Origin of the sequence: Billgrantia lactosivorans (assembly GCF_003254665.1) — a bacterium.
Classification (GTDB): Bacteria; Pseudomonadota; Gammaproteobacteria; order Pseudomonadales; family Halomonadaceae; genus Halomonas; species Halomonas lactosivorans.
In genome coordinates this window covers 82,019-108,958 of sequence record NZ_QHGY01000011.1, presented here as the reverse complement: position 1 = coordinate 108,958, position 26,940 = coordinate 82,019, and the positions used below count along the sequence as shown (strand labels likewise).

General features: G+C 67.7%; 26 protein-coding genes. 5 read left to right on the top strand and 21 right to left on the bottom strand.

The annotated features are described in order from the left end of the window. Positions 1-184: 184 nt before the first annotated feature. The gene (gene gfa, locus DIS04_RS17320; RefSeq protein ID WP_245904595.1) at positions 185-922 is read left to right on the top strand and encodes an S-(hydroxymethyl)glutathione synthase; all 738 of its coding nucleotides are present in this window, start codon (positions 185-187) and stop codon (positions 920-922) included. 92 nt (positions 923-1,014) lie between these two features. Here the strand turns inward: gfa and DIS04_RS17315 are convergent, their stop codons facing one another. Genes DIS04_RS17315 through DIS04_RS17305 form a run of 3 tightly spaced genes read right to left on the bottom strand, consistent with a single transcriptional unit; the run spans position 1,015 to position 4,006 of the window. Further along, positions 1,015-2,319, bottom strand: coding sequence for an amidohydrolase (locus tag DIS04_RS17315; RefSeq protein WP_111415038.1), 1,305 nt, complete (start codon positions 2,317-2,319; stop codon positions 1,015-1,017). A gap of 18 nt (positions 2,320-2,337) precedes the next feature. Further along, positions 2,338-3,801: a sodium:solute symporter family protein gene (locus DIS04_RS17310; RefSeq protein WP_111415037.1), complete on the bottom strand. Its 1,464-nt coding sequence runs from the start codon at positions 3,799-3,801 to the stop codon at positions 2,338-2,340. Next, positions 3,794-4,006, bottom strand: a complete 213-nt coding sequence (locus DIS04_RS17305) for a DUF3311 domain-containing protein (RefSeq protein WP_111415036.1) — start codon at positions 4,004-4,006, stop codon at positions 3,794-3,796. Before DIS04_RS17305 ends, DIS04_RS17310 begins: the two co-directional genes overlap by 8 nt. A 132-nt stretch (positions 4,007-4,138) precedes the next feature. On the opposite strand from DIS04_RS17305, the gene DIS04_RS17300 reads away from it, so the two are divergent. Beyond that, complete coding sequence (locus DIS04_RS17300; RefSeq protein WP_111415035.1) at positions 4,139-5,047, top strand: LysR family transcriptional regulator; 909 nt, start codon at positions 4,139-4,141, stop codon at positions 5,045-5,047. 7 nt (positions 5,048-5,054) lie between these two features. Here DIS04_RS17300 and DIS04_RS17295 read toward each other — a convergent pair whose 3' ends face one another. The 10 genes from DIS04_RS17295 to DIS04_RS17250 all read right to left on the bottom strand — a co-directional run bounded on the left by DIS04_RS17295 (position 5,055) and on the right by DIS04_RS17250 (position 15,766). Continuing rightward, the gene (locus DIS04_RS17295) at positions 5,055-6,761 is read right to left on the bottom strand and encodes a DEAD/DEAH box helicase family protein (protein WP_111415034.1); all 1,707 of its coding nucleotides are present in this window, start codon (positions 6,759-6,761) and stop codon (positions 5,055-5,057) included. A gap of 85 nt (positions 6,762-6,846) precedes the next feature. Continuing rightward, positions 6,847-8,055: a benzoate/H(+) symporter BenE family transporter gene (locus DIS04_RS17290; RefSeq protein ID WP_111415033.1), complete on the bottom strand. Its 1,209-nt coding sequence runs from the start codon at positions 8,053-8,055 to the stop codon at positions 6,847-6,849. Positions 8,056-8,143: 88 nt separating this feature from the next. After that, the gene (locus DIS04_RS17285) at positions 8,144-9,397 is read right to left on the bottom strand and encodes a benzoate/H(+) symporter BenE family transporter (protein WP_245904594.1); all 1,254 of its coding nucleotides are present in this window, start codon (positions 9,395-9,397) and stop codon (positions 8,144-8,146) included. Between the two features lie 69 nt (positions 9,398-9,466). Further along, positions 9,467-10,243 carry a benzoate diol dehydrogenase BenD gene (benD, locus tag DIS04_RS17280; protein ID WP_111415031.1) on the bottom strand — a complete coding sequence of 259 codons (777 nt, stop codon included), beginning with the start codon at positions 10,241-10,243 and terminating at the stop codon, positions 9,467-9,469. Beyond that, positions 10,240-11,283, bottom strand: coding sequence for a benzoate 1,2-dioxygenase electron transfer component BenC (benC, locus tag DIS04_RS17275; protein ID WP_111415030.1), 1,044 nt, complete (start codon positions 11,281-11,283; stop codon positions 10,240-10,242). The genes benD and benC overlap by 4 nt, the downstream gene beginning before the upstream one ends. Positions 11,284-11,314: 31 nt before the next feature. Continuing rightward, a complete protein-coding gene (gene benB / locus DIS04_RS17270; RefSeq protein ID WP_111415029.1) occupies positions 11,315-11,806 on the bottom strand; it encodes a benzoate 1,2-dioxygenase small subunit in 492 nt (163 codons plus the stop codon). A gap of 10 nt (positions 11,807-11,816) precedes the next feature. Beyond that, a complete protein-coding gene (locus DIS04_RS17265) occupies positions 11,817-13,199 on the bottom strand; it encodes a Rieske 2Fe-2S domain-containing protein (protein WP_111415028.1) in 1,383 nt (460 codons plus the stop codon). Positions 13,200-13,309: 110 nt separating this feature from the next. Continuing rightward, a complete protein-coding gene (gene catA, locus DIS04_RS17260) occupies positions 13,310-14,284 on the bottom strand; it encodes a catechol 1,2-dioxygenase (RefSeq protein WP_111415027.1) in 975 nt (324 codons plus the stop codon). 56 nt (positions 14,285-14,340) lie between these two features. Further along, positions 14,341-14,631 carry a muconolactone Delta-isomerase gene (gene catC / locus DIS04_RS17255; RefSeq protein ID WP_111415026.1) on the bottom strand — a complete coding sequence of 97 codons (291 nt, stop codon included), beginning with the start codon at positions 14,629-14,631 and terminating at the stop codon, positions 14,341-14,343. Between the two features lie 16 nt (positions 14,632-14,647). Continuing rightward, a complete protein-coding gene (locus DIS04_RS17250) occupies positions 14,648-15,766 on the bottom strand; it encodes a muconate cycloisomerase family protein (protein WP_111415025.1) in 1,119 nt (372 codons plus the stop codon). Positions 15,767-15,868: 102 nt separating this feature from the next. Here DIS04_RS17250 and DIS04_RS17245 point away from each other — a divergent pair, with 102 nt between their 5' ends. Further along, positions 15,869-16,771, top strand: a complete 903-nt coding sequence (locus tag DIS04_RS17245; RefSeq protein ID WP_111415024.1) for a LysR family transcriptional regulator — start codon at positions 15,869-15,871, stop codon at positions 16,769-16,771. Positions 16,772-16,831: 60 nt separating this feature from the next. On the opposite strand, the gene DIS04_RS17240 is transcribed toward DIS04_RS17245, so the two are convergent. Then, positions 16,832-17,434, bottom strand: coding sequence for a class I SAM-dependent methyltransferase (locus DIS04_RS17240; protein WP_111415023.1), 603 nt, complete (start codon positions 17,432-17,434; stop codon positions 16,832-16,834). 149 nt (positions 17,435-17,583) lie between these two features. Between DIS04_RS17240 and DIS04_RS17235 the strand changes: the two genes are divergently transcribed. Beyond that, the gene (locus DIS04_RS17235) at positions 17,584-18,297 is read left to right on the top strand and encodes an SDR family NAD(P)-dependent oxidoreductase (RefSeq protein WP_111415022.1); all 714 of its coding nucleotides are present in this window, start codon (positions 17,584-17,586) and stop codon (positions 18,295-18,297) included. Positions 18,298-18,302: 5 nt separating this feature from the next. On the opposite strand, the gene DIS04_RS17230 is transcribed toward DIS04_RS17235, so the two are convergent. From DIS04_RS17230 to pobA, 5 genes are all read right to left on the bottom strand, one after another. Then, positions 18,303-19,526: a CaiB/BaiF CoA transferase family protein gene (locus DIS04_RS17230; RefSeq protein WP_111415021.1), complete on the bottom strand. Its 1,224-nt coding sequence runs from the start codon at positions 19,524-19,526 to the stop codon at positions 18,303-18,305. 42 nt (positions 19,527-19,568) lie between these two features. Next, positions 19,569-21,074: a tripartite tricarboxylate transporter permease gene (locus DIS04_RS17225; RefSeq protein ID WP_111415020.1), complete on the bottom strand. Its 1,506-nt coding sequence runs from the start codon at positions 21,072-21,074 to the stop codon at positions 19,569-19,571. A gap of 26 nt (positions 21,075-21,100) precedes the next feature. Continuing rightward, the gene (locus DIS04_RS17220; protein WP_111415019.1) at positions 21,101-21,601 is read right to left on the bottom strand and encodes a tripartite tricarboxylate transporter TctB family protein; all 501 of its coding nucleotides are present in this window, start codon (positions 21,599-21,601) and stop codon (positions 21,101-21,103) included. A 74-nt stretch (positions 21,602-21,675) separates the two neighbouring features. Then, the gene (locus tag DIS04_RS17215; protein WP_111415018.1) at positions 21,676-22,662 is read right to left on the bottom strand and encodes a tripartite tricarboxylate transporter substrate-binding protein; all 987 of its coding nucleotides are present in this window, start codon (positions 22,660-22,662) and stop codon (positions 21,676-21,678) included. A 191-nt stretch (positions 22,663-22,853) separates the two neighbouring features. Further along, positions 22,854-24,038: a 4-hydroxybenzoate 3-monooxygenase gene (pobA, locus tag DIS04_RS17210; protein WP_111415017.1), complete on the bottom strand. Its 1,185-nt coding sequence runs from the start codon at positions 24,036-24,038 to the stop codon at positions 22,854-22,856. 150 nt (positions 24,039-24,188) lie between these two features. Here pobA and DIS04_RS17205 point away from each other — a divergent pair, with 150 nt between their 5' ends. Continuing rightward, positions 24,189-25,121, top strand: coding sequence for a helix-turn-helix domain-containing protein (locus DIS04_RS17205; RefSeq protein ID WP_111415016.1), 933 nt, complete (start codon positions 24,189-24,191; stop codon positions 25,119-25,121). A gap of 13 nt (positions 25,122-25,134) precedes the next feature. Here DIS04_RS17205 and DIS04_RS17200 read toward each other — a convergent pair whose 3' ends face one another. Then, entirely contained in the window at positions 25,135-26,421 is a 1,287-nt protein-coding gene (locus tag DIS04_RS17200) for a TRAP transporter large permease (protein ID WP_111415015.1), read from the bottom strand. Further along, positions 26,411-26,938, bottom strand: coding sequence for a TRAP transporter small permease (locus DIS04_RS17195; protein ID WP_111415014.1), 528 nt, complete (start codon positions 26,936-26,938; stop codon positions 26,411-26,413). Before DIS04_RS17195 ends, DIS04_RS17200 begins: the two co-directional genes overlap by 11 nt. Positions 26,939-26,940 lie beyond the last annotated feature (2 nt).

The window sequence follows — 26,940 nt, the reverse complement described above, 5'->3', positions numbered from 1 at the left end:
CAGGCGCCCGGTACCACGCCCATGACAGGCGCCCGGTACCACGCCCATGACAGGCGCCCGGTACCGCGCTCACTTTCAACAGGTGCCGCGCCAAGGACAACGGCGCAGGCGGCAGAAGCCAAGAGAGGAGCGATACACCGCAGCTGTGCCAACGATAACAATGCCCAAGGGCAAGGAGGCACTCATGAGCCTGATGGACATGATCCAGCGCTGGTTCGGCGGCAAGCCCGCCCCACCGAAGGCCGCGTCTGGCAGCGCCAGAACCGCCGCCACGCAGAGCACGCCCCGTACGCCGCCTCCCGCGGCCAACCCCTCGACAACGACGACACAGGGGAGTCGATCCACCATGAGCCACCACAGCGTCCACATCCATCCCGCCGTCGACGACGGCGTCAAGCGCGGCAGCGACAGCTTCACCGGTGGCAAGCTCCACTGCCACTGCCCCAGCGACAAGGTCGAGGTGACGGTCGACGCCCAGTGCGCCCACAACCACGTCTGCGGCTGCACCAAGTGCTGGAAGCCTGAAGGTGCGCTGTTCTCGATGGTTGCCGTGGTGCCCCGCGACAAGCTGCGGGTCACCGCCCACGAGGAGAAGCTCCATGTGGTCGATCCCGCGGCCGCCATCCAGCGTCATGCCTGCAAGGAGTGCGGCGTGCACATGTACGGCCGTATCGAGAACACCGGCCATCCCTTCCACGGGCTCGACTTCATCCACACCGAACTGTCCCGCGATGAGGGCTGGGCCGGCCCCGAGTTCGCCGCCTTCGTCTCGTCGATCATCGAGTCCGGTGCCGACCCGGAGAACATGGGCGCGGTGCGCTCGCGGCTCCAGGAGCTGGGCCTGCCGCCCTACGACTGCCTCTCGCCGCCGCTGATGGACGCCATCGCCACGCACACCGCCAAGGCCAAGGGGGTGCTCTGAGCGGGATGGGGGCGCCATCTCCCAGCCAGGCACCATGGGCCCGCCGAGCGCGGGCCCATGGCGTCGCGACACCCGCCGGCCGGGCCGAGACCTCAGTCGGCCAGGTAGGCCAGGGCACCTGCCGCCATGGCCTCGATGCCGGTCCGGATGGTCCGCTCGTTGCCCGGAAAGTAGTAGGGCGAGTGCGGCATCTCCAGGTGACGCATCTTCTCCCCTACGCTGGCCCCCGGAGTCGCTTGCCAGCGATCCTCGGGCGTGGCGCCGATGAACCAGTAGACGCAGGGGATGTCGCCGCCACCGAACCCGCCGGCACCGGCATTGCCGAAGAAGGGGAAGTCCTCGCTGCCGTTGAGCCGCGGCATCGCATAGAGGCATGCCTCGCCGAAGTATCGCGCATGGGCCTGGCGCACACGGGCAACCGCCGTCGGGTCGTTGTGCAGGGCGATGGTCTCGTTGAGCACGCGAAACGTCGGCGGCTTCGGCGAGCGTCCGGCCTCGCACTCGGCGCGCACGATGCGCTCGATGGCGGTTACCACCTGGCGGTGGAGGGCGTCGTCGAAGCTGCGGATGTTGATCTCGAGTTCCGCCGAATGCGGGATGATGTTGGCCTGGGTGCCCGCCTGCAGCTTGCCGACCGTGACCACCACCGTCTCCTCCGGCGGCACCTCGCGGGCGACGATGGTCTGCAGGCGGGTCACCACATGGGCGGCGATCACCACCGGGTCCACCGTCTGGGCGGGCATGGAGCCGTGGCCACCGGCGCCGTGAAGGGTCACCGCCAGGTTGGTGCACGCGGCCATGGCGCTGCCGGCAATGTGACCGACCGTACCCGCCAGTGCCGGCATGTTGTGCTGCCCCAGGATCACGTCCGGGCGGGCGAAGCGCGCATAGAGGCCGTCGTCGAGCATCGCCCTGGCGCCGCCGAAGATCTCCTCGGCGGGCTGGCAGACCAGCATCAGGGTGCCGCGCCAGCGCTCGATGAGCGCCGCCATCACGCCGGCGGCACCCACCAGGCAGCTGCTGTGCAGGTCATGACCGCAGGCATGCATCAGCGGGACGGCATCGCCCCCCTCCGGGGTGGCGGTTTCCCGGCTGGCGAACTCGAGTCCGGTCTCCTCCCGGATAGGCAGTGCGTCCATGTCGCCACGCAGCATCACGGTGGGCCCCTCGCCGTTGCGCAGCAGCGCCACCACACCGGTGCCGCCGACGCCACGCGTCACCTCATAGCCCAGCTCCTCGAGAACGGTCGCGAGTCGCTCGCTGGTGCGGTGCTCCTGGAAGGGCAGCTCGGGATGCCGGTGCAGCTGGCGATAGAGCGCCTGGACCTCCTCGAAGCCTGCCTCCACCTGGGTGCGGATCAGACCCGCGAGGTCCGGTGCGGGAGATAACGTCGTCATCGTGGTCTCCATGGCGATTCAGTGACTGGGGGCGTTGGATACCGGGGGGCCGCTGCGGGCGGGCCTGGACACCCCCTGCCAGGCCGCCACCAGGCCGACGTTCAGCAGCATCGCCCACACGCCGGCATGCCAGCCCAGCGGCGAGTGCCACACGAACTCCATCAGCAGGTAGGCCAGGCTCCCCGCCAGGGCGCCGGCCATCACGCTGGCGCGACGCAGGCTCGGCAGGAACAGCGCGCCGATGACCATCGGCAGGAGCTGCACGATCAGCCCGTAGGCGCCGAGCAGCAGCAGCACCAGCGAGGCGGGATTGGCCAGGGCGAACAGGTAGGCCACCAGCGACAGGCCCAGCACGCTCCAGCGCGTCACGCTGACCGTGGCCCGCTCGCTGGCGCCCCTCATCACGGTGGGCCCGAGCACGTCGCGCACCAGCACGATGGCCGCGGTATGCGCCAGGTTGGCCCCGGTGGACATGGCCGCCGCCAGCGCGCCGGAGAGCATCAGGCCGATGACCCAGGGCGAGAAGTCGGCCACATCGATGACCATGCGCAGCAGTACGGTGTCGGCACGTGCCAGCGGCTGGTCGGCAAAGACGAGGATACCGGCGAAGCCGATGAACAGCAGCGGCACCAGCAGGTAGGCGTAGAGCGGATAGAAGACGCTGACCTTGCGCAGCGTCCTGCCGCTGTCGGCGGAGTAGAACTTCATGAACAGATGCGGCCACATGGCGCCGCCGAAGGCGCTGACCAGCACCGCCGTGCTGAAGTAGCCCCACTGCATGCCGTTGGCCCCCGGCATGGTGAGGTATTCCGGCGCAGCCTGCTGAAGCTGAGCGAACATCTCGCCGACCCCGCCATAGAGGCGCTCGGGGATGGCCAGCCCGAGGAACCAGGCGATGACGATCATCATGATGCCCTGGACCAGGTTGGTCCAGCCGATACCGCTCAGGCCGCTGCAGAACACGTAGGCCGCGACCACAACGAAGGCCAGCAGGGCACCCAGCCAGAAGGGGATCAGGCCGTCGGTGGCGGCCTGGAACAGCAGGCCGGCCCCGGCGATCTGGATGGTCAGGTAGGGAACCAGGGCGAGCACGCCGATCCCCCCGGCCAGCATGCCCAGCGGCTTGCTGCGGTAGTGGTCGGCGATCATGTCGCCCTGGGTCAGGTAGCCCTTCTCGCGGCCCAGCTCAGCAACTCGAGGCCCCAGCGCCCAGATGGTGATCGGAATCAGCGCCAGGTAGGCAAGGATGTAGAAGGCCGGCGAGCCGTGCTGGTAGGCCCAGCCCGGCGCGCCGAGAAAGGCGAAGGCGGAGAAGATCTCGGCGCCGAGGATGAAGAACAGGATCACCACGCCGACGTGACGTCCACCGGCCACGTAGCCCTCCAGGCTGGAGCTCGACTGGCCGCGCGCACGCAGCCCCACCCACAGCACCATGGCAAGGTAGGCCAGGGTGATGCCGACGACGATCAGCGAGTCACTCATGGCGGCCCCCTCCGTGGCGCACCACGTAGGCCACCCACATGCCGGCGAACAGCACCAGCATCCACAGGGCGTACCAGAAGAACAGGAAGGGAAGCCCCAGCACGGTGGGCTCGATGCGATTGGCGATCAGGGCGCCGGGCCAGATCATGGCCAGGGTGCATAGCGCGAAGTGCAGCCCCGTCAGGAGATGATAGGTCTTGGTCATGGGTCGTCCGGCTCGCCGTGGCGAGTCTTGTTATGGATTGTGACTTGACTATGGTCCAGGCTGAGCGATAGAAAAAATATCAATATTGGATTTCAGCCATATCGGCTCGGCATGGGCCAATGGAGGCCCCGCATGGAATTTCGTCAGCTTCACTACTTCGTCGCCGTGGTGGAGGAGGGCTCGATCTCGGCGGCGAGCCGCCGGGTGCATGTGGCCCAGCCCGCGCTGACCCGCCAGATCCGCCTGCTGGAGGAGGATCTCGACACACGGCTGTTCGATCGCCATGCCCGGGGCATGCGGCTGACGGTGGCCGGCCAGGCGCTCTACGAGGAGGCACAGGAACTGCTCGACCGGCGCACCCGGCTCAGGACACGCCTGTCGGCACTGGGACAGGGGGTGATCGGCAAGGTCAGCCTGGGCGTGACGGTGACCCACCTGTGGGTGCCGGACGTGGCAGGGCTGCTTGGACGCTATCGCGACCGCTATCCCCAGGTCGCCTTCGAGGTCTTCCCGCTGCTCTCGGGGCCGCAGCTGGATCGCCTGCGGGAAGGCAGCCTGGATGCCGGCATTCTCTACCTCGACGAAAGCGGCCCACCGGGGCTCGAGACCCGCCTGCTGCAGCACGACCACCTGATCCTCGCCGTGCCGGAAGCCTCGCGCTGGGCACACGAGCCACCAGCGACCCTCCCCGAGCTGACCGATGCCGACTTCGTGTGGGGCTTCCGTAGCGCCTCACCGGTCTATTTCGACCGCATCCAGGCCCATTTCCAGCGTCTCGACTTCCACCCCCGGGTGGTGCAGTACGGCGCCGACAACATCGCCATCCTGAGCATGGTAGCCGCGGGCCTGGGCATCGCCATCCTGCCGGCGGCCAGCAGCTGCCATCCCATGCCGGGCATCCGCTTCGTGAGCCTGCCGGAACTCGACGCCTGCGACATGCCGCTGTGGTTCGCCTGGCGGCCGGACAACGACTCGCCGGCACTCGGCAACCTGATCGCTCTGGTCGAGAGCTTCGACGCGCCCGCCGACACGGCCGGATAGCCTCCTGCTAGCCCGGCACCCCCAGCGCGGCAAACAGCTCGGCGAGCCCCGCCTCCCGGCGCCTGGCCTGCAGCAGCTCGGCATCCTCCACCGCGAAGCGTCCCGAGCCGGCGCGCAGGTACGTCTTGCCGCTCGTGGGGTCGACGAAGCGGACCTCCGGCACCTTGGCGAGGCACTGCTTGAGGAAGGTGCAGTTGTTGGCCACCGCGAGCACGTCGCCGCCGGGATAGACCTCCGCCGGGCACGTCGCCGCGGTGTTGATCTTCTTGTAGCGCTCGATGTCGACCAGGCCCTGCGGGTCCAGGATGTGGAGGACCTCACGGGTGCCGTGGGCGATGACCTCGGGCGGGGTATGCCTGGGCACGCTGTTGTCGAGAAACACGTACTTGAAGCGCGGTCGCGGGCTGTCCAGCCACTTGAAGAACACCCTGGGCATGCCGTCGTAGGCCTCCACGCAGTGCCCCAGGAAGTCCGACACCGCCTTGTAGCGCCCGCGCTCCAGCCCCCGCTGCCAGCCCCGCTCCACCGTGGCCTCCGGCGGGGTGATGACGAAGTACATGTGCATGGTGGAGACGTACTTGGCATAGGTGCCATCCAGCAATTGCGGCACCGTCTCCGACGAGAAGCTGTCGAAGCGAAAGCGGTCGATCAGCAGATGGGGAATGGTGCGATCCCGCTGCGCCTTGTCGCGGATGTAGCGGTCCAGCTTGGCGTCGATCAGCTTGACCTCCTTGCCCGCCAGGCGACCGGCATACTTGTAGGCTTCTGCCAACGCCTCATAGTCGAGCAGCAGGCGACGCCAGATATCGGGAGTGATGGTGCCGTACCGATCCGATGGCAGGCCCAGGTCCTGCAGCGTATGTCTCAGCAGGTGGCGCAGGGAGCTCTTGCCGGCCGCCGAGGCGCCCTTGAGGCTGACCAGGATCGGCTCGTCGGCAAGCGGCACCCTATCGTAGCCCTCCCGGTCGATAGCCCGCTCGACGTGCGGCGCCAGCAGGTGGCCGATCAGGCGGCTGCCGTAGTCGTTGCCGGCATGCCGGATGATCAATCGCGCCAGCACCTCGCGATCCAACCCGATATGGCCCTGGACCGCGGCAATCGAACTCAGCACCCGGTAGGCACTCTTGTAGACGGCCTGCTCCTGCTCGTCCTGGGCCGCCAGCCCCCTCTGCTTGATGGCCTGGATGGCATCGTGGTGACGCTCCTCCAGCGAGCGGCGATCCGGTGGCCGCGGCGGAGCGGGCCGCCTGCCCAGCCAACGCCCCAGCAAGGAGACGGGTTCGGGATCACCCGCCTCCGGTTCCGGGGCGAAGGCCTCCGCCAGGATCTCCTCCGCCCTGCCCCGTATCGACGCGCAGAGTCGGTCGAATGCCTGCTGGAATGCCGGCAGCTGGGGAGTGAGGTAGTCGGCCAGGATCCTGAGCACGATGCGGCGAAAGTTGTGCCCCAGCACCTCTTCCTGCTCGCCTTCGTGCACCAGGATGTCGGCGGTGACCCGCACGATCAGCTCGTGCAGCACCAGGCGCTCGGCGCGGAACGCGACCAGCTCCTCCTCCTCGAGCCCGGTGAGCACCCGCAGCTCAGGGATCTCGGCCAGGCGGGAGGAGACGTTCTCGGGACGATGAATGGTCTCCAGGGGCCGGTAGCGCCTGGGCAGGTCGGCCTCGAGGCCGGGGTTCCACGCCGAGTACTCGGCAGCCTCTCGATCAGGCATGGGCGCGACCCTCGTGCGGCGGTGTCGGGGGGCCGTCGTGCGGCGGTCATGCCCCGACATTGACCGAATTAGCCCCGCGGGGCAATCACGGCTTTTCCCCGGTGGCGAGAGCCCCGCGCCGCCGGGCCGGCGCCCAGGGCCGATGCAGGGCCAGGTATGCCGCGCCGCCGATCGCCACGCCCCAGAAGGCCGAGCCCAGGCCGAACAGGCTCATGCCCGACGCGGTGGCCAGGAAGGTGATGATCGAGGCCTCGAGATGCTCCTTCTCGGCGGCCGCCGCGCCGAGGTTGCCGCTGATGGCGCCGATCAGCGCCAGCCCCGCCAGCAGGGCGACGAAGGTCACCGGCAGCGAGGTGAACAGCAGCACGATGCTGCCCGAGAACAGCGCGCCGAGCAGATAGAAGCCGCCGTTGGCCACGCCGGCCACGTAGCGCTTGTCGGGGTCGGGATGGGCCGCCTTGCCGGTGCAGATGGCGGCGGTGATGGCCGCCACCACGGTGGTGATGCCGCCGAACAGCGCCATCGGCAGCGACACCAGGCTGGTGACGGTGAGGATCGGCCGCGCCTGGGTGGTGTAGCCGGCGCCGCGCAGGATCGCCATGCCCGGCAGGAACTGACCGGTGAGGCTGACCAGCGCCAGCGGCAGTGCCAGGCTCAGGGTGGCGCTCAGCGTCCACTCGGGGCGAATCGGTACGGGCGAGGCCAACTGCCACGACACGCCCGCCAGGCTGGCGCCTTCCAGCCCCACCGCCAGCACGATCCCCACCAGCAGCAACAGCACCAGGAAGTAGCGCGGGAAAAGCCGCTTGAACCCCAGGTAGGCGGCGAGCATGCCCAGTGCCAGCAGCGGCGACTCCTCCAGCGAGGTGAACACGCCGACGCCGAACTGGAACAGGATGCCGGCCATCATCGCCGCGGCGATGCCGGGCGGGATCAGCGCGACGATGCGGTCGAAGGAGCCGCTCACGCCGACCGCGAAGACGATCAGTGCCGCGGTGAGATAGGCACCCACGGCCTCGTTCAGCGACAGCTCGGGAAATAGCGTGACCAGCAGCGCCGTGCCGGGCGCCGACCAGGCGGTGACCACCGGCACCCTGAGCCACAGGCTCAGACCGATGCCCGACACCGCGGCACCGATGGAGATCGCCCACACCCAGGAACTCATCATCTGGGGGGAGATCTCCGCGCTCTGGGCGGCCTGGAAGAAGATCGCCAGCGGGCCGGCGTAGGAGATCAGCACGGCGATGAAGCCGGCGGTGATCGCGGGTAGGGAAGCATCCTTGAGTAGCGACATGGTCAATGGCCTTGGCGATTGTCAGTCAGCAGTAAAAAAGGCCTGAGCCAATGCCGCTCTCAGGCCAAGGAGGATCCTGCGTCGAGGGTCAGCGCGCCGAGGCGGCCGCCTCGCGCGAGGTGGAGGAGTCACGGGAGAAGTCGAAGTCGCGGAACTCCACCAGCATGGAGAGGCCGGCCCCCAGCACCAGCGCCCAGAAGGAAGAACCGATACCGAGGATCTGGATCCCCGAGACGGCGATCAGGAAGGAGAACATCGCCCCCACCTCATGCTTGCCGGAGAAGGTCATGTGCATGGCCGAACCGATCACCCGCAGCAGCGCCAGCCCGGCGACGATGGCGATGAAGTAGCTCGGCATCGCCTCGATCAGGCTGAACACGAAGCCGTAGAAGGGCGCGGCCGTGACGAAGATGATGCCGACGATCACCGCCGCCACCCAGCGCTTGTCGTGGCTGCCGGCCTCCGGCCCCGAGCAGATCCCGGTCATCGGCGCGGCGATGCAGGTGCTGTGCAGGTTGAAGAAGGCCGAGACCATGGTGCCGAAGCCCCCCAGTGCGGTGATCGCATTGGCCGGCGCGCTCTTGTAGCCCATGCCCTTGACCAGCCCCACCCCGGCGGGCGTCTCCATGCCGACGAGAATCAGTGCCAGCGGCAGGCCATAGGCCAGGAAGGCTTCCAGGGTGAAGGCGGGCATGATGAACTCGGGCAGCTTGAAGGAGAACGTCACGCTCGAGAAATCGGCGCCGGAGAGCGCCATGTAGCCGACGCCCACCAGCAGCGTGACCACCAGCGGCGGCACCCGGCGCAGGTAGCGCGCGGCGAAGAAGAAGGAGAGGATCATGATCGTCGCCGGCACCAAGGCATTCTGCAGCGGCATCACCATGTTGGTGCCGAACTTGAGCAGGATGCCCGCCACCATGCCCATGACGATGGGCATCGGGATCAAGCGCATCACCAGGCTCATCCACCCCGCCAGGCCCACCACCAGCGCGATGGCGCCCGCCATCAGCGTGGCGCCCAGCGCCTCGTTGAGCCCCACCAGGGGAATGATCGCGGCGAACAGCAGCGCGCCGGGAATCGAGTTGGCCATCGGCAGCGGCAGCCGGTAGTAGGCCGGCAGGAACAGCCCGAACAGGCCGTTGATCAACAGGTAGCTGATCACCCACAGCAGGGTGAACTCCTGGGGGAGCCCCGCCGCGGTGCCGGCGCTGATGTGGATGACACCGGCGCTGAGGCCGAAGATCCCGGCCACCACGCCGGCGCTCAGGTTGTCGGCGTTGAGATCACGAAGGAAGTCGCGTGGCGCCGTGGCGAGGCCGGCGCCCTTCTCGATATGTTTCACGTTGTGCTCCAGGGGATTTTTTATGATTGAAGTCATGGTGCGAGTAGAGAAGCTGTGGCGTGCGGCCGGTCAGCCGCTGTCACCGCCTGCCACCGGCAGCACGCTGCCGGTGATGTAACCGGCCTCGCGCGAGGCCAGGAACAGGATCGGGCCGGCCTGCTCGTCGAGGGTGCCGTAGCGCCCCATGAAGCTGGTGGCCTTGGTCTGGTCGACCAGTTGCTGATACCACGCCTGCTCCTGCTCGCTGGGCTCGGCCGCGTTGCGGGGTATCACCCGCGGCGGCGCCTCGGTGCCGCCGGGGGCGGTGGCGTTGACGCGGATGCCGTACTCGGCGTACTCGAAGGCCAGCGCCACGGTCATGGCGTTGACGCCGCCCTTGGCCGCGGCGTAGGGCACCCGGTTGATGCCGCGGGTGGCCACCGAGGAGACGTTGACGATGTTGCCCCTCGAGGCCAGCAGGTAGGGCAGCGCCGCGCGACAGCACCACAGGGTGGGAAACAGCGAGCGCCGCACCTCGGCCTCGATCTGCTCGGGCGTGTAGTGGGCGTAGGGCTGGGCCCAGATGGTGCCGCCGACGTTGTTGACCAGCACGTCGAGCCGGCCGTAGTGCTCCTGCACCTGACGCATCACGCCCTCGGCGCCCTCCCAGGTTTCCAGGTCGGCCATCAGCGCGATCGCCTCGAGGCCCGTCTCGCGCAACTCGGCCGCCACCCGTTCGACGTGCTCGGCACGGTCCACTAGCGCCAGCCGGGCGCCCTCGGCGCCGGCCCGCTCGGCGACGCGCCGGCCGATGCCCTGGGCGGCGCCGGTAATCACCATCACCTGCTCGGCAAAACGCGCGCTCATGCCACCGCCTCCTTCTTCGCCGCTTCCGGCGCCAGGCTCGGGGTGAACTTCTCGTAGTGGAAGCTGGCCGGCGAGATGCCCTGCTCGCGGAAGTGGGTGAGTACCGCATCGACCATCGCCGGCGGCCCGCACAGATAGACGTCGACGTCGCCGTCATGCAGCAGCTCGGGGGCCATGTGGTGGGTCACGTAGCCCTTGCGCATGTGCTCGCTCGCCGCGTCGGCCACCACCGTGGTGTAGGCGAAGTCGGGCAGCGCCTCGACGAAGGCATCGAGCTCCTCGAGCTTGACCAGGTGATCGTCGACGTTCACGCCGTAGAGCAGGCGCACCGGCCGGTCGCAGCCGCGCGCCTGCAGCTGGCGCAGCATGGCCAGGAACGGCGCCAGGCCGGTGCCGCCGGCCAGCATCAGCACGGGGCGCTCGACCTCGCGCAGGTAGAAGCTGCCCATCGGCCCAGTCAGGGACAGTGCATCCCCGGGCTTGGCCGCCCCGGTCAGGTAGCCGCTCATCAGGCCATTGGGCACGTTGCGGATGAGGAAGCTCGCGCGTCGCTCGCCGGGCAGCGAGCTGAACGAGTAGGAGCGGGCCTCGTCGCTGCCCGGCACCTGGATGTTGACGTACTGCCCCGGCAGGAAAGTGAGCCCCTCGCCTTCGTCGAGATCGACAACGAGCTCGAAGCTGTCCTCGGAGAGGCGCGCGACTTCGGCGACCCGGCCGGGGAACTCGCCGACGCCGGTCTTGCACAGGGTCGAGGCCACCGGCACCTGCACCACGCAGTCCGACGACGGCACCATCTGGCAGGTCAGCACCTTGCCTTCGGCGGCCTCCTCGTCGGAGAGCGCCTCGTCGATGTACTCGTCGCCCAGGTCGAAGGCCCCCTGCTCGCAGGTGCCCTTGCAGGTGCCGCAGACGCCGTCGGAGCAGTCCATCGGCAGGTTGACCTTGTGGCGATAGGCGGCATCGAGCACCGTTTCACCGGCCTTGCAGCTGATGAAACGGGTCACGCCGTCTTCGAAGTTGAGGGCTATGGTGTAGCTCATGCTCGTCTCCTCCCACCGGGATCTCGGTCGCTCAGACGTGGTAGATGTCGATGACCTGGTGGATGTAGTCGTTGTTCAGCACCACCTTCTTGCAGGTGATCAGCGGCGCGTCGCCGCTCACGTCCAGGGTGTAGAAGGAGGTGCCGAAGTAGGCCTGGGTCTGCTGGTAACGATGGCTCAGGGTGTGCCAGTTGAAGCGCAGCTCGACCGTGTCGCCCTGCTGCGAGAGCACCTCCAGGTTGGTGACCTGGTGGGTGGTGCGCGGCTCGGGGATGCTGGTCGCCCCGGAGCGCTCGGTCTTGATGCGGTAGACGCGGTCCTCGAGCCCCTCGCGGTTGGGGTAGTAGATCAGCGAGATCTCGCTCTGCGGGTCCTCGGTCAGCCGGTCGTCGTCGTCCCAGGCCGGCATCCAGAAGACCACGTCCTTGTGGTAGCAGGTCAGCCACTCGTCCCACTGGCGGTCGTCGAGCAGGCGGGCTTCACGGTGTACGAAGGCCTGGATGGCCAGATAATCGATGCTCATGGTGCCCTCCTCAGCATGCGCGTGTTTCAGCAGGCGTGGTGGCGATGAACTGGCTGCGCTCTTTCTCGATGGCGCGCAGCATCTCCTCGACCCAGTGCTTGTGGTGCAACACATAGAGCCCCTCGTCCTCGGGCGAGGCGCCGCTGAGCAGCGGCTTCATGTCGATGGCACGGGCGTTGTCGTCGGCGCCCTCGATCCACTGCCTGGCGCCGCGGGAGAGATCGTTCCACTCGGCGTCGAGGCCGGCGTAGCCGTTCTGGCAGGCGCGGAACTCCTCCAGGTCGTCGGGCGTGCCCATGCCGCTGACGTTGAAGAAGTCCTCGTACTGGCGGATGCGCAGGGCTCGGTTCTCGGCGGACTCGCCCTTGGGCGCGAAGCAGTAGATGGTGACCTCGCTCTTGTCCACGGCGAGCGGCCGGATCACGCGGATCTGGGTGGAGAACTGGTCCATCAGGTAGACGTTGGGGTAGAGGCAGAGATTGCGCGTCTGGTTGACGATGGCGTCGGCGCGCGCCTCGCCGAGCTCCTGCTCGATGCGCTCGCGCTGGGAGTAGACCGGACGCACCTCGGGGTTGAGCAGGCGCGTCCACAGCATCATGTGGCCATTCTCATAGGAGTAGAAACCGCCCATGCTCTTCGACCAGCCGTTGGCGTCCACCGCCTTGGTGCCCCCGGCGTCGTAGTTGCGCCGCTCCATGGTCGAGGCGTAGTTCCAGTGCACGGTGCTGACGTGGTAGCCGTCGGCCCCGTTCTCGGCGCCCAGCTTCCAGTTGCCGTTGAAGGTGTAGGAGGAGGTGCCGCGCAGGATCTCGATGCCCTCCGGCGCCTGGTCGACGATGTTGTCGATGATCTTGGTGGTCTCGCCGAGGTACTCGGTGAGCGGGGCGACGTCGGCGCTGAGGCTGCCGAACAGGAAGCCGCGATAGCTCTCGAAGCGCGCCACGCGCTTGAGGTCGTGGGAGCCCTCCTGCTTGAAGCCCTCCGGGTAGGCGCCGGTCTTCTCGTTCTTGGCCTTGAGCAGCTTGCCGTCGTTCTTGAACGACCAGCCGTGGAACGGGCAGGTGAAGGTGCCCTTGTTGCCGCGCTTCTTGCGGCACAGGGTGGCGCCGCGGTGGGCACAGGCGTTGATCAGCGCGTGCAGCTCGCCCTGCTTGTCGCGGGTGATGATCACCGGCTGGCGGCCCATGGTGACGGTCATGTAGTCGCCCGGCTCGGCGACCTGGCTCTCGTGGGCCAGGAACAGCCAGTTGCCCTCGAAGATGTGCTTCATCTCCAGTTCGAAGAAGGCCGGGTCGGTGAACATGCTGCGGTGGCAGCGGAAGATACCGTTCTCGGGGTCGTCGACGACGGCGCCGCGAACACGCTTCTCGAGATGGTCAAGCTGTGCGGTCATGGCTCCAACTCCTCGTTGCTCTTGTCTGGGTCGTGCGGCTCCCCTACCCGCCGGCCCGGGGCCGGCAGGCGGAGCTGCATGTTGGGATGGGGTCGGCTAGCGGCGGGCGCTCAGACCTCGGCGGTACCGGCCAGTTGGCTGGCCTGGTCCGCGGCGTCTTCCAGGGCCCGCGGACGCTTGTGGCGGACCTGCAGCTCGGCAGCCTCGGTGCGCGCCAGCTCGATGTCGAAGACCACCTCGGAGAACGGGCCGTCCAGCTCGCGCCTGGCGATCTCGGCCGGGTCCTCGATGCGGTTTGCCGGAACGACCAGCTCCTCGCGGGTGGCGAAGGCGAAGTCGTCGAAGGTGTAGGGGTCGCCGGCCAGGTTGATCTGGGTGGTCAGGTGGCGATGCCCCGGCGCGGAAATGAAGAAGTGGATGTGCGCCGGGCGCTGGCCGTGGCGGCCCAAGGCCTTGAGCACCTGGTCGGTGGGGGCGCCTTCCGGCACGCCGTAGCCGGAGGGGATGATGCTGCGCGCGGCATAGCGGCCCTGCGCATCGGTGACGATGGTGCGGCGCAGGTTGTATGCGCTCTGGGACTTGTCGAAGAAGGAGTAGCCGCCCTTGGAGTCGGCGTGCCAGATCTCGACCTTGGCGCCGGCCACCGGCTTGCCGTCGACGTCGCGCACCTGGCCGGTCAACCACATGGTTTCACCGTCCGGGTCCTGGCCGTCGTCCATGCGCGCGAAGCCCTCGGCCACCGGCGCACCGGCCACGTAGAGCGGGCCCTCGATGGTGCGCGGCGTACCGCCGTTGCGCTTGGCCTCGGCGTCGATGGCATCCTGGCGCATGTCGAGGTAGTGGTCGAAGCCGAGCCCCGGCGAGAGCAGGCCGAACTGGGTCTGGCCGCCCAGCGCATTGAGCAGGCTGACGGTCGACCAGTACTCCTCCGGGGTGACGTCGAAGTCGTCGATCAGCCGGTACAGGTCGGAGAGCAGGCGATGCATGATCTGCTTGGCGCGGTGGTTGCCGCCCTGCTCGTCGAAGCCGGACACGGCCTTCAGGAAGTTCTGCACCTCGGGAGTCTCGAAGATCTTCACGGTCATGGGTCATTCCTCGTTGTCGTTGGTTGCCCTACGGGGCTGGCGTGATGGTTGGTGAATCAGCTGTCGTCGTCGCGAATGGACGAGGGATGGCGGCACAACGGCTTGACGCCGATCTCCATCCACGGGAAGAGCGGCAGGCCCGCGACGATCTCCTGCAACTCGGCGTTGTCGCGCACGTCGAAGATGCTGACGTTGGCGTAGCTGCCGGCGACCCGCCACAGGTGGCGCCACTTGCCCTGGCGCTGAAGCTCCTGGGCGTACGCCTTCTCGCGCGCCTTGATCGCGGCGGCCTCCTCGGCCGGCATCGATGGCGGCAGCTTCACGGTCATTTCCACTTGGAACAGCATGGGGGGCGTCCTCCGGTTACTTGCGCGCGTAGTGCGCCAGCTTGTCTTCATCCAGGGCGATACCGAGCCCCGGCCCCGTGGGCAGCGTGACGCCGAACTCGCCGTAGGCGAGGGGCTCGGCGACGATGTCGTCCTTGAGCAGCAGCGGACCGAACATCTCGCTGCCCCAGGCCAGCTCGGGCAGCGTGGCCCAGGCGTGCAGCGAGGCGGCGGTGCCGATGCTGCCCTCGAGCAGGGTGCCGCCGTAGAGGCCGATGCCGGCCGCTCGGGCAACCTGGGCCAGCGCCAGGGCGCCGCGCGGGCCGCCGGCCTTGGCGATCTTCAGCGCATAGGCGCCGCTGAAGCCGGCCGCGGCCAGGGCGAAGCCGTCGCGGGCGTCGGCCACCGCCTCGTCGGCCAGCATCGGCACCTCGAAGCGGTTCGCCAGGCGCACCAGGCCCGCATGTTCGCGGGCGGGAATCGGCTGCTCGATCAGGTCGATGCCGGCGGCCTGCAGCGCGGCGATGCCGCGCACGGCGGCACTCTCGTCCCAGGCCTGATTGACGTCGACCCTGACGCTTGCCCGCTCGCCCAGCGCCTGCTTGATCGCGGCCACGTGGCGCACATCGTCGTCCACGGCGTTGGCACCGATCTTGAGCTTGAAGTCGCCGTGGCGGCGCTGCTCAAGGCGCTGGAAGGCCTCGTCGATGTCGCGGGCGGTATCGCCGCTGGCCAGGGTCCACAGCACCGGCAGGTGGTCGTGGCGCGCGCCGCCGAGCAGTTCGGCCATGGGCAGGCCCAGACGCTTGCCCTGGGCGTCGAGCAGCGCGGTCTCCAGCGCCGACTTGGCGATGGCGTTACCGCGGGCATGGCGATCGAGCCGGGCCCGCAGCGCGGCGACGGCGCCCGCCGGCTGGCCGATCAGCAGCGGTGCCAGGTAGCTGTCGATGTTGCGCTTGATGCTCTCGGGACTCTCGGGGCCGTAGGCGAGCCCGCCGATGGTGGTGCCCTCGCCCAGCCCCTCGACGCCATCGGAGTCGCGCAGACGCACGATGACCAGCGTCTGGCAGGCCATGGTGGTCATGGAGAGCTTATGGGGGCGGATGGTCGGCAGGTCGACCAGCAGCGTTTCAATGGTTTCGATCACGGATGACATGCGCGCTCCGGCGGTTCGGTGTTTCGATACCTTGGCAGTCTGCTTGCCCCGGCGCGGCCGAACCAATATCGTTTAGGTCGCTAGCCATACCCTGGAGGTATCATGGAGCTTCGACATCTGCGCTATTTCTGCGTCGTGGCGGAGGAGCTGAACCTGACCCGCGCGGCGGCCAAGCTGCACATGGCACAGCCGCCGTTATCTCGTCAGATCAAGCAGTTGGAGGAAGAGATCGGGACCGAGCTGTTCGAGCGGAGCGCACGCGGATTGCGCCTGACGCCGGCGGGTCAGTTCTTCCATGAGCATACCCTGCAGATAATGGACAAGCTCGACACCACCGTCGCCGCGACCCAGCGCCTGGCCCGCAGCAAGCGCGTGATCTTCGGCATCGGCTTCGTTCCATCGGTGTTCTATGGGCAGTTGCCGCTGCTGGTGCGCGGTTTACGACAAAAGGATAATGTCGAGCTGGTGCTGGCCGAGCTGACCACCGTGCAGCAGGTGAAGGCGCTCAAGAGCGGGCGCATCGACATGGGCTTCGGCCGCATGCGCATCGACGACCCCGACGTGGAACAGGAGAACCTGTTCGACGAACCGCTGATGGCCGCGCTGCCCGAAGGCCACCCGTTGGCCGAGACCACGCCGACCCTGGCCCAGCTCGCCGAATATCCGCTGGTGCTGTTCCCGGCCCAGCCGCGCCCCAGCCTGGCGGATATCACCCTCGGGCTGTTCCGCCGCCGCGGGCTCAAGGTCAGCGTGGCGCAGGAGGCCAACGAGCTGCAGACCGCGCTCGGCCTGGTCGCCTCGGGCCTGGGCATCACCCTGGTGCCGGAGCAGGTCAAGCGCGTCCGTCGCGACGGCATCGTCTACGTCTACCTGGCCGACCCGGGCCTGACCTCGCCGGTGATCTGCAGCCGGCGCAAGGGCGAGGCGCCCTCGCCGATCATGCAAGAGGCCAACGCCATCCTCGAGGTGCTGGTGGAGAATCGCCGCAGCGGGCGCTATCCCTAGGCGTCCCCCTGGGGCGCCGGCCGCGCTGGTGCCCGCACGCGCCGCCGCTCCACGAAGCCGCTACTGGGGCGTGGCCACGGCCAGGCACGACGCCCGGTTGCCGTGGCGCGACAGCACCCGGAATTCATCCAGCGCCAGGTCGGCGGCGTCGAGCTGCGCCTTGAAGACGTCCTCGTAGGTCACGCGGCCGAAGTCGATGCTGGTGAGCCGCTTGAGCAGGGGCTTGAGGCGCTCCATCGTGGGCGAAGGGCGCAGCTGGATCGTCTGGGTGAAATAGAGCTGCCCGCCCGGCGCCAGCAGCCCGGCGCTGTGGCGCAAGGCCCGCTCGGGCTCGGGCAGCAGCATGAAGCTGGCGGAGAAGTAGACCGCATCGTAGGGGCCACCTTCGTGATCGTAGATGGACTCGAGACGCACCTCGGCGCGCCCGGCCAGAGCAGAGTCATGCAGCCGCTTGCGGGCGCGCGCGACGTAATCGGCGTCGATGTCGATACCGACGATGCGCAGCTCCTTGCGCTCGACCGCCGCGGCGTTGGCCAGCAGCGCGCCGGCGGTGCCGATGCCCACGTCGAGCAGTGCCGCCCCCGCGGGCACCCGCGCGAGCACTTCGGCATACCAGCGGGCGGTGAGCCTGAGGATCAGGGTGTCGTAGAGGATGCCTCTCATTGGCTCAGCCTATCATGTCTCGTTGGCGGGAAGTCGTCCCGGCGCGCACGCAGGGTTTGACCAAGGTCGGGTTGTGATGCGGCTGCCGGAGCGAAACCATAGCGAACTAACGTACGCGTACCGCACACGACAGCCAAACGGAACCGAACATGAGTGAACCCTGCGCAATCGTCACCGGCGGCGCCCGCAATATCGGCCAGGCGATCGCCCTGCGCCTGCAACAGGACGGTTATCGCACCATCGTGCTGGACATTGTCGAGCCGGAGGCCGAGTCGCTCAGGGCCGACGCCCGCCGGGTCGACCTCGCCGAGGTGGAAGCCACCCAGGCGGTGCTCGCGGAGATCGTCGAGAGCCACAGCGTGGATTGCCTGGTCAATAACGTGGGAATCGTCGCGCCGGCGCTGCTCGACGACACGCGGGTGGAGGACTTCGACCGCCTGATGCACCTCAACGTGCGCTCGGCGCTGGTCTGCACCCAGGCCCTGCTGCCGGGCATGCGTGAACGGCGCCACGGTCGTATCGTGATCAACGCCAGCCGCGTGGTGCTGGGCAAGGAGGCGCGCAGCCTCTACAGCGCGACCAAGGGCGCGTTGCAGTCCATGGCCCGCACCTGGGCGCTGGAGCTGGCCGGCGACGGCATCACCGTCAACTGCGTCGCCCCCGGCCCCATCGCCACCAGCGCCTTCTGGGAGAACAACCCGCCGGACTCCGAGCGCGCGCGGCGCATCATCGACAACATCCCCGCGCGGCGCATGGGCCAACCCGAGGACGTGGCCCAGGCGGTGAGCTTCTTCTGCGATGCGCGCAGCGGCTTCGTCACCGGCCAGACCCTGTTCGTCTGCGGCGGCGTCAGCGTCGGCTGAGTGCCCTAGACGATACCGCGTCGGCGCAGCTCCGCGATCTGTTCGGCATCCTTGCCGAGCAGTCGCGCCAGCACGGCCTCGGTATCCTCGCCCAGCGCCGGCGGCGCCTTGCGGTACTCGATGCGAGAGCGCGAATACTTGATCGGATTGGCCACGCCGGGCACCGGTCCGTGGCGCGACTCCAGGTCGACCTTCATCTCGCGCGCCTTGACCTGGGGGTCGTCGAACACCTGGGCGATGTTCTGGATCGGCCCGCAGGGCACCGCGATCTCGCCCAGCAGCGCCATCCATTCGGCGGCGGTGCGGCGGCGCGTGATCTCGACCATGATCGGCACCAGCTCGAGGCGGTGGCGCACCCGCGCCGGATTGGTGGCGAAGCGCGGCTCCTCGGCCAGTTCGGGCCGCTCCACCGCCCGGCAGAAGCGCTGGAACTGGCCGTCGTTGCCGATGGCAATGATCACCTTCTCGCCGTCGGCGGTGGGAAACGGCTGGTAGGGCACCAGATTGGGATGGTACTCGCCGGTGCGGGTGGGTGGCGTGCCGCTGCAGAAATAGTTCTGCGCCTGGTTGGCCAGCCAGCTCACCTGCACGTCGAGCAGGGCCATGTCGATGTACTGCCCTTCGCCGGTCAGGTGGCGATGGTGCAGCGCGCCGAGGATGGCGATGGCGGCGTTCATGCCGGTGGTCAGGTCCGCCACCGCCATGCCGACCCGCTGCGGGCCGGCGCCCGGTTCGCCGTCGGCCGCCCCGGTGATGCTCATCAGCCCGCCCTGGGCCTGGATCAGGTAGTCGTAGCCGGCCATGGCGGCCATCGGCCCGGTCTGGCCGAAGCCGGTGATCGAGCAGTAGATCAGCCCGGGGTTGATGGCCTCGAGGGTGGCGTAGTCGAGCCCCTTGCGCGCCAGGCCGCCGCTCTTGAAGTTCTCCACCAGGATGTCGCTCTCGGCGGCCAGCGCGCGGACCAGCGCCTGGCCCTCGGGCTTGCCGATGTCGACGGTGACGGAGTGCTTGCCGCGGTTGGCCGACAGGTAATAGGCCGACTCGCGGGTCTCCTTGCCGTCGCGATCCTTGAGCCAGGGCGGCCCCCAGTGGCGCGTGTCGTCGCCACTCGTCGGGCGCTCGATCTTGATCACCTCCGCGCCCATGTCGGCGAGTGTCTGGGTGCACCAGGGGCCGGCCATCACGCGGCTCAGGTCGAGCACCCGCAGGCCGGTCAGCGGTCCTGCCATGTCATCGTCTCCGCTTGCTTTGGTGGTGCCCGTGCGCGGTGCTCAAGGCGTCTCCTGGGTCGTGTCGCTGCGCGCGGACTGATGACGCGCAGCGAAATAGCGATACAGCGCCAGCAGGATGGAGCCCAGCGTCAGGGCGATGAAGAACCAGGTGATCGGGCCGCGCACGAAGATCGACAGGTCGTTGCCGCCGATCAGCAGCGAGCGGCGCAGGTTGTCCTCGAACATCGGCCCCAGGATGAAGCCGATCAGGAACGGGGCGGCGGGAATGGCGGCGCGGTTGAAGACATAGCCCAGCACGCCGAAGCCCAGCATCAGCCACACGTCGAAGGTGTCGTTGTTCACCGCGTAGGCACCGTAGACGCAGAACATCAGCACGATGGGAAAGAGGATCTCCTTGGGAATGTCGGCGATCAGCGAGAAGTACTTGATGGCACCGTTACCCACCGCCAGCAGCACCAGCGAGCTGAACATGATGCCCATGAACAGCGCGTAGATCAGCGGCAGGTTCTCCTGGAACATGACCGGACCGGGCGTGAGCCCATGCACCATGAAGGCGCCGAGGATGATGGCGGTGATCACGTCGCCGGGAATGCCCAGCGACAGCAGCGGGATCATGGTCGCCCCCGCCACCCCGTTGTTGCCGGATTCGGAGGCCGCCACGCCCTCGACCTCGCCCTTGCCGAAATTGGCCTTGTTGGGCGAACGCCGGCGGGCATCGCTGTAGGAGATGAAGGCTGCCGCGGTCGCGCCGGTGCCGGGGATCGCCCCGATGATCACGCCGATCAGGCTGCCGCGGATGATGGTCTTCAGGCTTCGTTTCATCTCGGCGAGGGTCACGCTGGCGCCGCTTGCCTTGGCCTTGATGTGCGGCAGCGCCTTCTTGCGGTAGAACTCGATGATCTCGGGGATGGCGAACAGCCCGATGAGCAACGGGATGAACGAGATCGAGTCCATCAGGTTGTAGTTGCCGAAGGTCAGCCGCTGCGAGCCATAGACCTCGTCCAGCCCCACCAGCGAGAGCAGGAGGCCGCACAATGCGGCCAGCAGGCCCTTGATCATCGAGCCACTGGCCAGCGAGATGATGATGGTCAGCGAGAAGCAGATCAGCCAGAAGAATTCGGGGGCGCCGAAGTTCAGGGCAATCTTGGCCAAATAGGCGGCAAAGAAGATCAGCGCGATGTTGGAAATGAAGTCGGCGATCACCGAGGAGTAGAGCGCCATCTTGAGCGCCTTCTTGGCGTGCCCCTGCTGGGCCATCGGGTAGCCGTCGAGCAGGGTGCAGGCCGACGCGGGCGAACCGGGCGTGCGGATCAGGATGGCGGTGATCGAGCCACCGTACATGCCCCCCTTGTAGATCCCCACCAGCAACAGGATGGCGGCGACCGGCTCCATGGAAAAGGTGAAGGGCAGCGCCAGTGCCACCGCCATGGTGGCGGTCAGGCCGGGGATGGACCCCACCACCACGCCGATCACGACCCCCAGCGCAATGGCCAGGAAATTCTCCGGCTGGAGGAAGAGTTGCAGGACTTCCGAAGCGATATCCATACGTCAGCTAGCACCAGGAAAAGCGATCAGAACGGCATCAGCGGCAGCGGCACGTTCATGACCTTGACGAAGAGGAAGGTGACCACGACAGGGAAGACGATGGCCAGGCCATAGACCCACCAGGTGCGCACCGGATGGGCGACGAACAGCAGCAGCGTGGCGAGGATACCGCTGATCACCGCGCCCAGCGCCTCGAACAGCGCCACATAGACCACCAGCGCCGTCACCATCAGGGCAAAGCGCCGCCGTGGCCCCTTCTCGATGCGTCGGCCGTCCTCCTTGTCGCTGTTGTCGACCAGCAGCCCCTGCACGATCAGCAGCAGGGAAAAGCCGAGCAGCAGCCAGCCCACGATGCGCGGCAGCCAGCGCGGCGACATCATGGCACTCTCGAGGATCGGTGGCTCGCCGATGTAGTTGGGCACCAGATAGAACAACAGAATGGCGGAAGCGATCAGTGACACGACGCCGGCCAGGACGTCGCCCCGGTCGCGTATCGGCCCGACGCGCTTGTGAACGGGTGTCGTCATCACCACCTCCCTGGAAAAACAGGTGAGGCGAGGACATCGCCCTCGCCTCACCGCTGGTTGGAACAGTCAAGGCGTTACTGGCTGATATCCGCCTGGTCGGCGACGTCCTGCCAGCGCTCCACCTCCTCGGCGATGAACTGCTTGAACTCCTCGCCGGCGACCTGGCCGGGCTCGGCGCCCAGCTGCTCGGCGAAGTCGAGGAACTCCTCGCGCTGCATCACGGTATCGAGGGCCTCGCGCATGGCGTCCTGCGCCTCCTGCGGGAAGGATTCGTGGGCGATCAGGCCGAACCAGGCGGTAGTGACGAACTGATCCAGATTATGGTCGCCGACTTCGCTCAGCGTCGGCACGTCCGGCAGGTGCTCGGAACGCTCGGCGGAGGTGACGGCCAGGGCCTTCAGGTCGCCGGAGTTGATGTGCGACAGCACGGTCGGCATGTTCTCGAACGACACGTCGACGTCGCCGCCCAGCAGGGCCGGCAGCGCCGCGCCGCTGCCGGCGAACGGCACGGCCGTCATGTTGGTCTCGGTCAGGGTCTTGAACAGCTCGCCCGACATGTGGATCGAACTGCCCACCCCGCTATGGCTGAACGTCATGTTTTCCTGCTTGGCCGCCTCGACGAACTCCTCCACGCTATCGTAGGGGCTGTCCGCCGGCACTACCATCACGTTGGGGATATCGATCAGGTTCTGCAGGAAGACGAAGTCCTCGACCGGATCGTAGGCCAGGTCGGGATAGATCGCCGCGCCGATGGTGTGGCCAGGGGAGGCCATCAGGATGGTGTGATCGGCGTCGCGGCCACCGCGCGCCAGGCGGCCGGTGGCCACCGTGGAGCCCGCGCCCGGCCGGTTCTCCACCACCACGTTGGTGTCCAGTTCCTCCTGCAGCAGGTCGGCGACGCGGCGCGAGAGCACGTCGGTGGTGCCGCCCGGGGCATAGGGGACGACGAGACGGACGTCGTCGGTCGGCCACTCATCGGCCTGGGCCGTCGATACGGACACTGCCAGAGCCAGACCACCGCTGCATGCGGCCAGGCATGCCGTTTTCCATAAGCTAGTCATCACGCCACCTCATTGTAGTCGGTCCAATTGTTCGCCAAGCGTACATATATTCGCACTGTCAGCGAGAGTACTGTGTTTCAGGCGGCGTCCCAAACCCGACCTTAGTCTTAGCCTGGCAGTCGGCTTCTGCCATGAAAAAGCCCGGGCCAACCACCGGGACCCGGGCAAGGAGGAAGCTTGGGACGGCAGCCCTATTCCAGCGACTCGTAGGGCAGCCCGACGTAATTCTCGGCGATGGTCTTGAGGCCCGCTTGTGACGAGGCGAGGTAGTCGAGCTCGGCCTGCTGCATGCGGGTCTCGAAATCCTCCTCGTCGGAGAACTTGTGCAGCAGCGAGGTCATCCACCAGGAGAAGCGCTCGGCCTTCCAGATGCGCTTGAGGCAGGTCCGTGAGTAGTTGGGGATCAGATCGGTGCGGCCCTCGTGGTAGACCTTGACCATCAGCCGGTAGAGCGTGTTGACGTCGCTCGCCGCCAGGTTGAGGCCCTTGGCGCCGGTGGGCGGCACGATGTGGGCGGCGTCGCCGACCAGGAACAGCTTGCCGTACTGCATCGGCTCGACCACGAAGCTGCGCAGCGGGGCGATGCTCTTCTCGATCGAAGGGCCGGTGACCAGCTTGGCGGCGACCTCTTCGGGCAGGCGACGCTTGAGCTCCTCCCAGAAGCGCTCGTCGGACCACTCCTCGACCTTCTCGTCGAGCGGCACCTGCACGTAGTAGCGGCTGCGTGTCGGCGAGCGCATGCTGCACAGGGCGAAGCCGCGCTCGTGGCGAGCATAGATCAGCTCGTCCGAGACCGGCGGCGTATCCGCCAGCAGGCCCAGCCAGCCGAACGGATAGATCTTCTCGAATGCCTTGATGCGGTCCGCCGGGATCGACTGGCGCGACACCCCGTGAAAGCCGTCGCAGCCGGCCACGTAGTCGCAGTCGAGGCGCACGGTCTCGCCATCCTTCTCGTAGGTGAGATAGGGCGAGTCGGTGTCGAGAGCGTGGGGCCGGACGTTGGCGGCTTCGTAGACGGTGGTGCCGCCAATCGCCTCGCGGGCCTCCATCAGGTCGCGGGTGACCTCGGTCTGGCCGTAGACCATCACCGTCTTGCCGCCGGTCAGCCCGGCCAGGTCGACCCGTACCCGGCGGTTGTCGAAGGCCAGCTCGACGCCGTCGTGAGGCAGGCCCTCCTCGTCCATGCGCGCGTCGACACCGGCCTCGCGCAGCAGGTCGACCATGCCCTGCTCCAGCACGCCGGCGCGGATGCGGCTGAGCACGTAGTCGCCGCTCTTGCGTTCGAGAATCACGTTGTCGATGCCTTGGCGGCTGAGCAGCTGGCCGAGCAGCAGCCCGGAGGGACCGGCACCGATGATGGCTACCTGGGTCTTCATGGGAAAGGCCTCATCGTCTCGTCGGGGATGACATGAGTTGCATTTTTCAATGAACAAGGCCGAGTTTTAAGGCATGATCGACATCAACACTTGGACATTTTAGGCATCGACAATCGACTTTGGTCGTACTCGCCATCGAGGAGGCGCCACATGCAGCCCGTCTCGGAGACTGCCGTCCCCGTTTTCAAGCTCTACGGCGAAACCCGCCACTGGCCGACGCCGGACCTGCTGCACTGCGAGTCGATCCCCGAGCGCAGCCGGCTGCACGACTGGCACATCCGCCCCCACCGGCATGCCGATCTGGTGCACGTGCTGCATGTCGCCAGCGGCCAGGTCGAACTGGAGCTGGAGGGCACCCGGCACGCCCTGCGGGGGCCGCTGGCGATCGTGGTGCCGGCGCTGTCCATCCACGGCTTTCGTTTTTCGGAGGATATCGAGGGGCACATCGTCACCCTGGCGCAGCCGCTGGCCGAACAGCTGGGCCAGCGGCTCGGAGCACAGGCCCAGGTGCTGCGGCACGCCGAATATCACCTCCTGAAGCTGCCATCGCAGGCGCGACGCCTGGCCACCCTGGTGGCCGAGATCGACGCCGAGTATCGCCAGCCCGCAGCGGGGCGCGACCACATGCTGGGCGCGCTGATCGAGGCCCTGACGGTCGCGCTGGCGCGGCTGGCCGAACCTCACGGCTTGTCCGGCAGCGCCCCGGGAGTACGCCAGCGCGACCGCGGGCACGAGCATCTGGCGAGCTTCCAGGCGCTGATCGAGGCGCAGTATCGCCAGCAGCCCAGCGTCGAGCGCTTCGCCGAGCAGCTCGGCATGAGCAGCGCCCACCTCAACGCGCTGTGCCGCCGCCTGGCCGACCGCAGCGCGCTGCAGCTGCTGCATGAGCGCCTGCTGCTGGAGGCCAAGCGCCAGCTCACCTACACCAACATGACCATCAGCCAGGTCGCCGACAGCCTCGGCTTCTCCGAGCCGGCCTACTTCACCCGCTTCTTCAAGCGCAACACCGGGCTCTCGCCGCGCGACTTCCGGCTGCGGCAGCATGGGCGCGCGGGCGCCGGGCACGGCACACCGAGCAGGTGAGCCGTGCCCGCGGCTAAAGCATCCACAGGGACAGGATCGGGAAGGCGAGCAGCAGGCTCAGGCGCAGGAGATCGGAGACGATGAAGGGCGCCACGCCGCGAAAGATCTCGCCCAGCCCCACGTGGGGCGCCATCGCCTTGATGACGAAGACGTTCATGCCCACCGGCGGCGTGATCAGGCCCAGCTCGACGGTCAGCACGGTGATGATGCCGAACCACACCGGGTCGATGCCCAGCGCCTGGATGATCGGGAACACCACTGGCACGGTGATCACCAGCATGGCGATGGAATCCATGAACATGCCGAGCACGAAGTAGAGCAGCAGGATGCACAGCACCACGGCGAAGGGCGTCAGGTCCATGCCCCCGAGCAGATCGGTGATGGTGAACGAGATGCGCGACACCGAGATGAAGTAGCCCAGCATCTCGGCACCGACCAGCATGAAGAAGACCACCGCGGAGAGCGCCAGGGTCTCCTGCACGCTCTGCCACAGCCCGGCCAGCCGCATGCCCTTGTAGCAGGCGTAGAGCAGCGTGGCGAAGGCGCCGACGCTGGCCCCCTCGGTGGGCGTGAAGGCACCGAAGTAGATGCCCAGGATCATGACCAGGAACACGGCGAAGAAGGGCACCAGGCCACCCAGGGAGGCCAGTTTCTCCTTCAGGCCGGTGGGTTCGCCGGCCACGGCCAGCGAGGGCCTGAGGCGCATCACCACGCTGACCGTGAGCGCGTACATGACCAGCCCCATCAGCCCCGGCACCAGCCCGGCCATGAACATGTCGCCCACCGACTGCTCGGTGAGGATGGCGTAGATCAGCAGGGCGATACTCGGTGGAATCATGATGCCGAGCGTGCCGCCGGCGGCCAGCGCCCCGGTGGCCAGCCCCCGGTGGTAGCCGTAGCGCTCCATCTCCGGCAGGGCGACCCGGGTCATGGTGCTGGCGGTGGCCAGCGAGGAGCCGGAGATCGCCGAGAAGACGCCGCAGGAACCCACGGCGGCGATCGCCAGGCCGCCCTTCCAGCCGCCGCAGATCACCCGGGTGGAGTGGAACAGCTTGCCGGCCATGCCGGAGTGTGCCGCCAGTACCCCCATCAGGATGAACATCGGCACGGCGCTGAAACTGTAGTTCGAGAGCACCTCGACGGGCACGGTCTTGAGCTGGGCGATGGCCGCCCCCCAGCTGACGATCTGGGCGAACCCGACCACGCCGACGATCAGCATGGTCAACGCCACCGGCACCCTCAGGACCATCAGCAGCAGCAGCAGGCCAAGGCCCAGGGCACCGATCGTTTCACTCCCCATGGGAGACCTCCCCTTCGGCGCCGAAGACGGCGCTGAGTATGGCATTCAGCAGACTGCGCAGCCCCAGCAGCAGGCTCAGGCCGGCGGCCACCGTGTAGATGGGCCCCATCGGCAGGCGCAGGTCCTGGGTGACCTCGCCATGGCGGGCGGCCGCGGTGGCCGAGTCGAGCAGGCCGATGAAGAGCACCAGCCCCAGGCCCGCGAAGCCGAGCAGGTAGACCCCGTGCAGGCGATTCTTCAGGCCTTGGGGCAGCCCGTGGGAGAAGGCCTCGACCACCACCTGGCTCTTCTCCACGTTGGCCGCCATGGCAGCCAGCAGTGCGCAGAGCATCAGGTAGCTGACCAGCTCGACGCTGCCGCTGACGCGCAGCGACACGACCCCCTCGGTGGCGCGTGCCAGATAGCGGGTGCCGACATCGGCGATCGTCACCGCCAGCATCGCCGCCAGCGCAACGCCGGCGACGAAACGGCAGGCGAGGGCCAGCCAGTGGCTGGCCCTTTCCAGGGCGAGTTGCATAA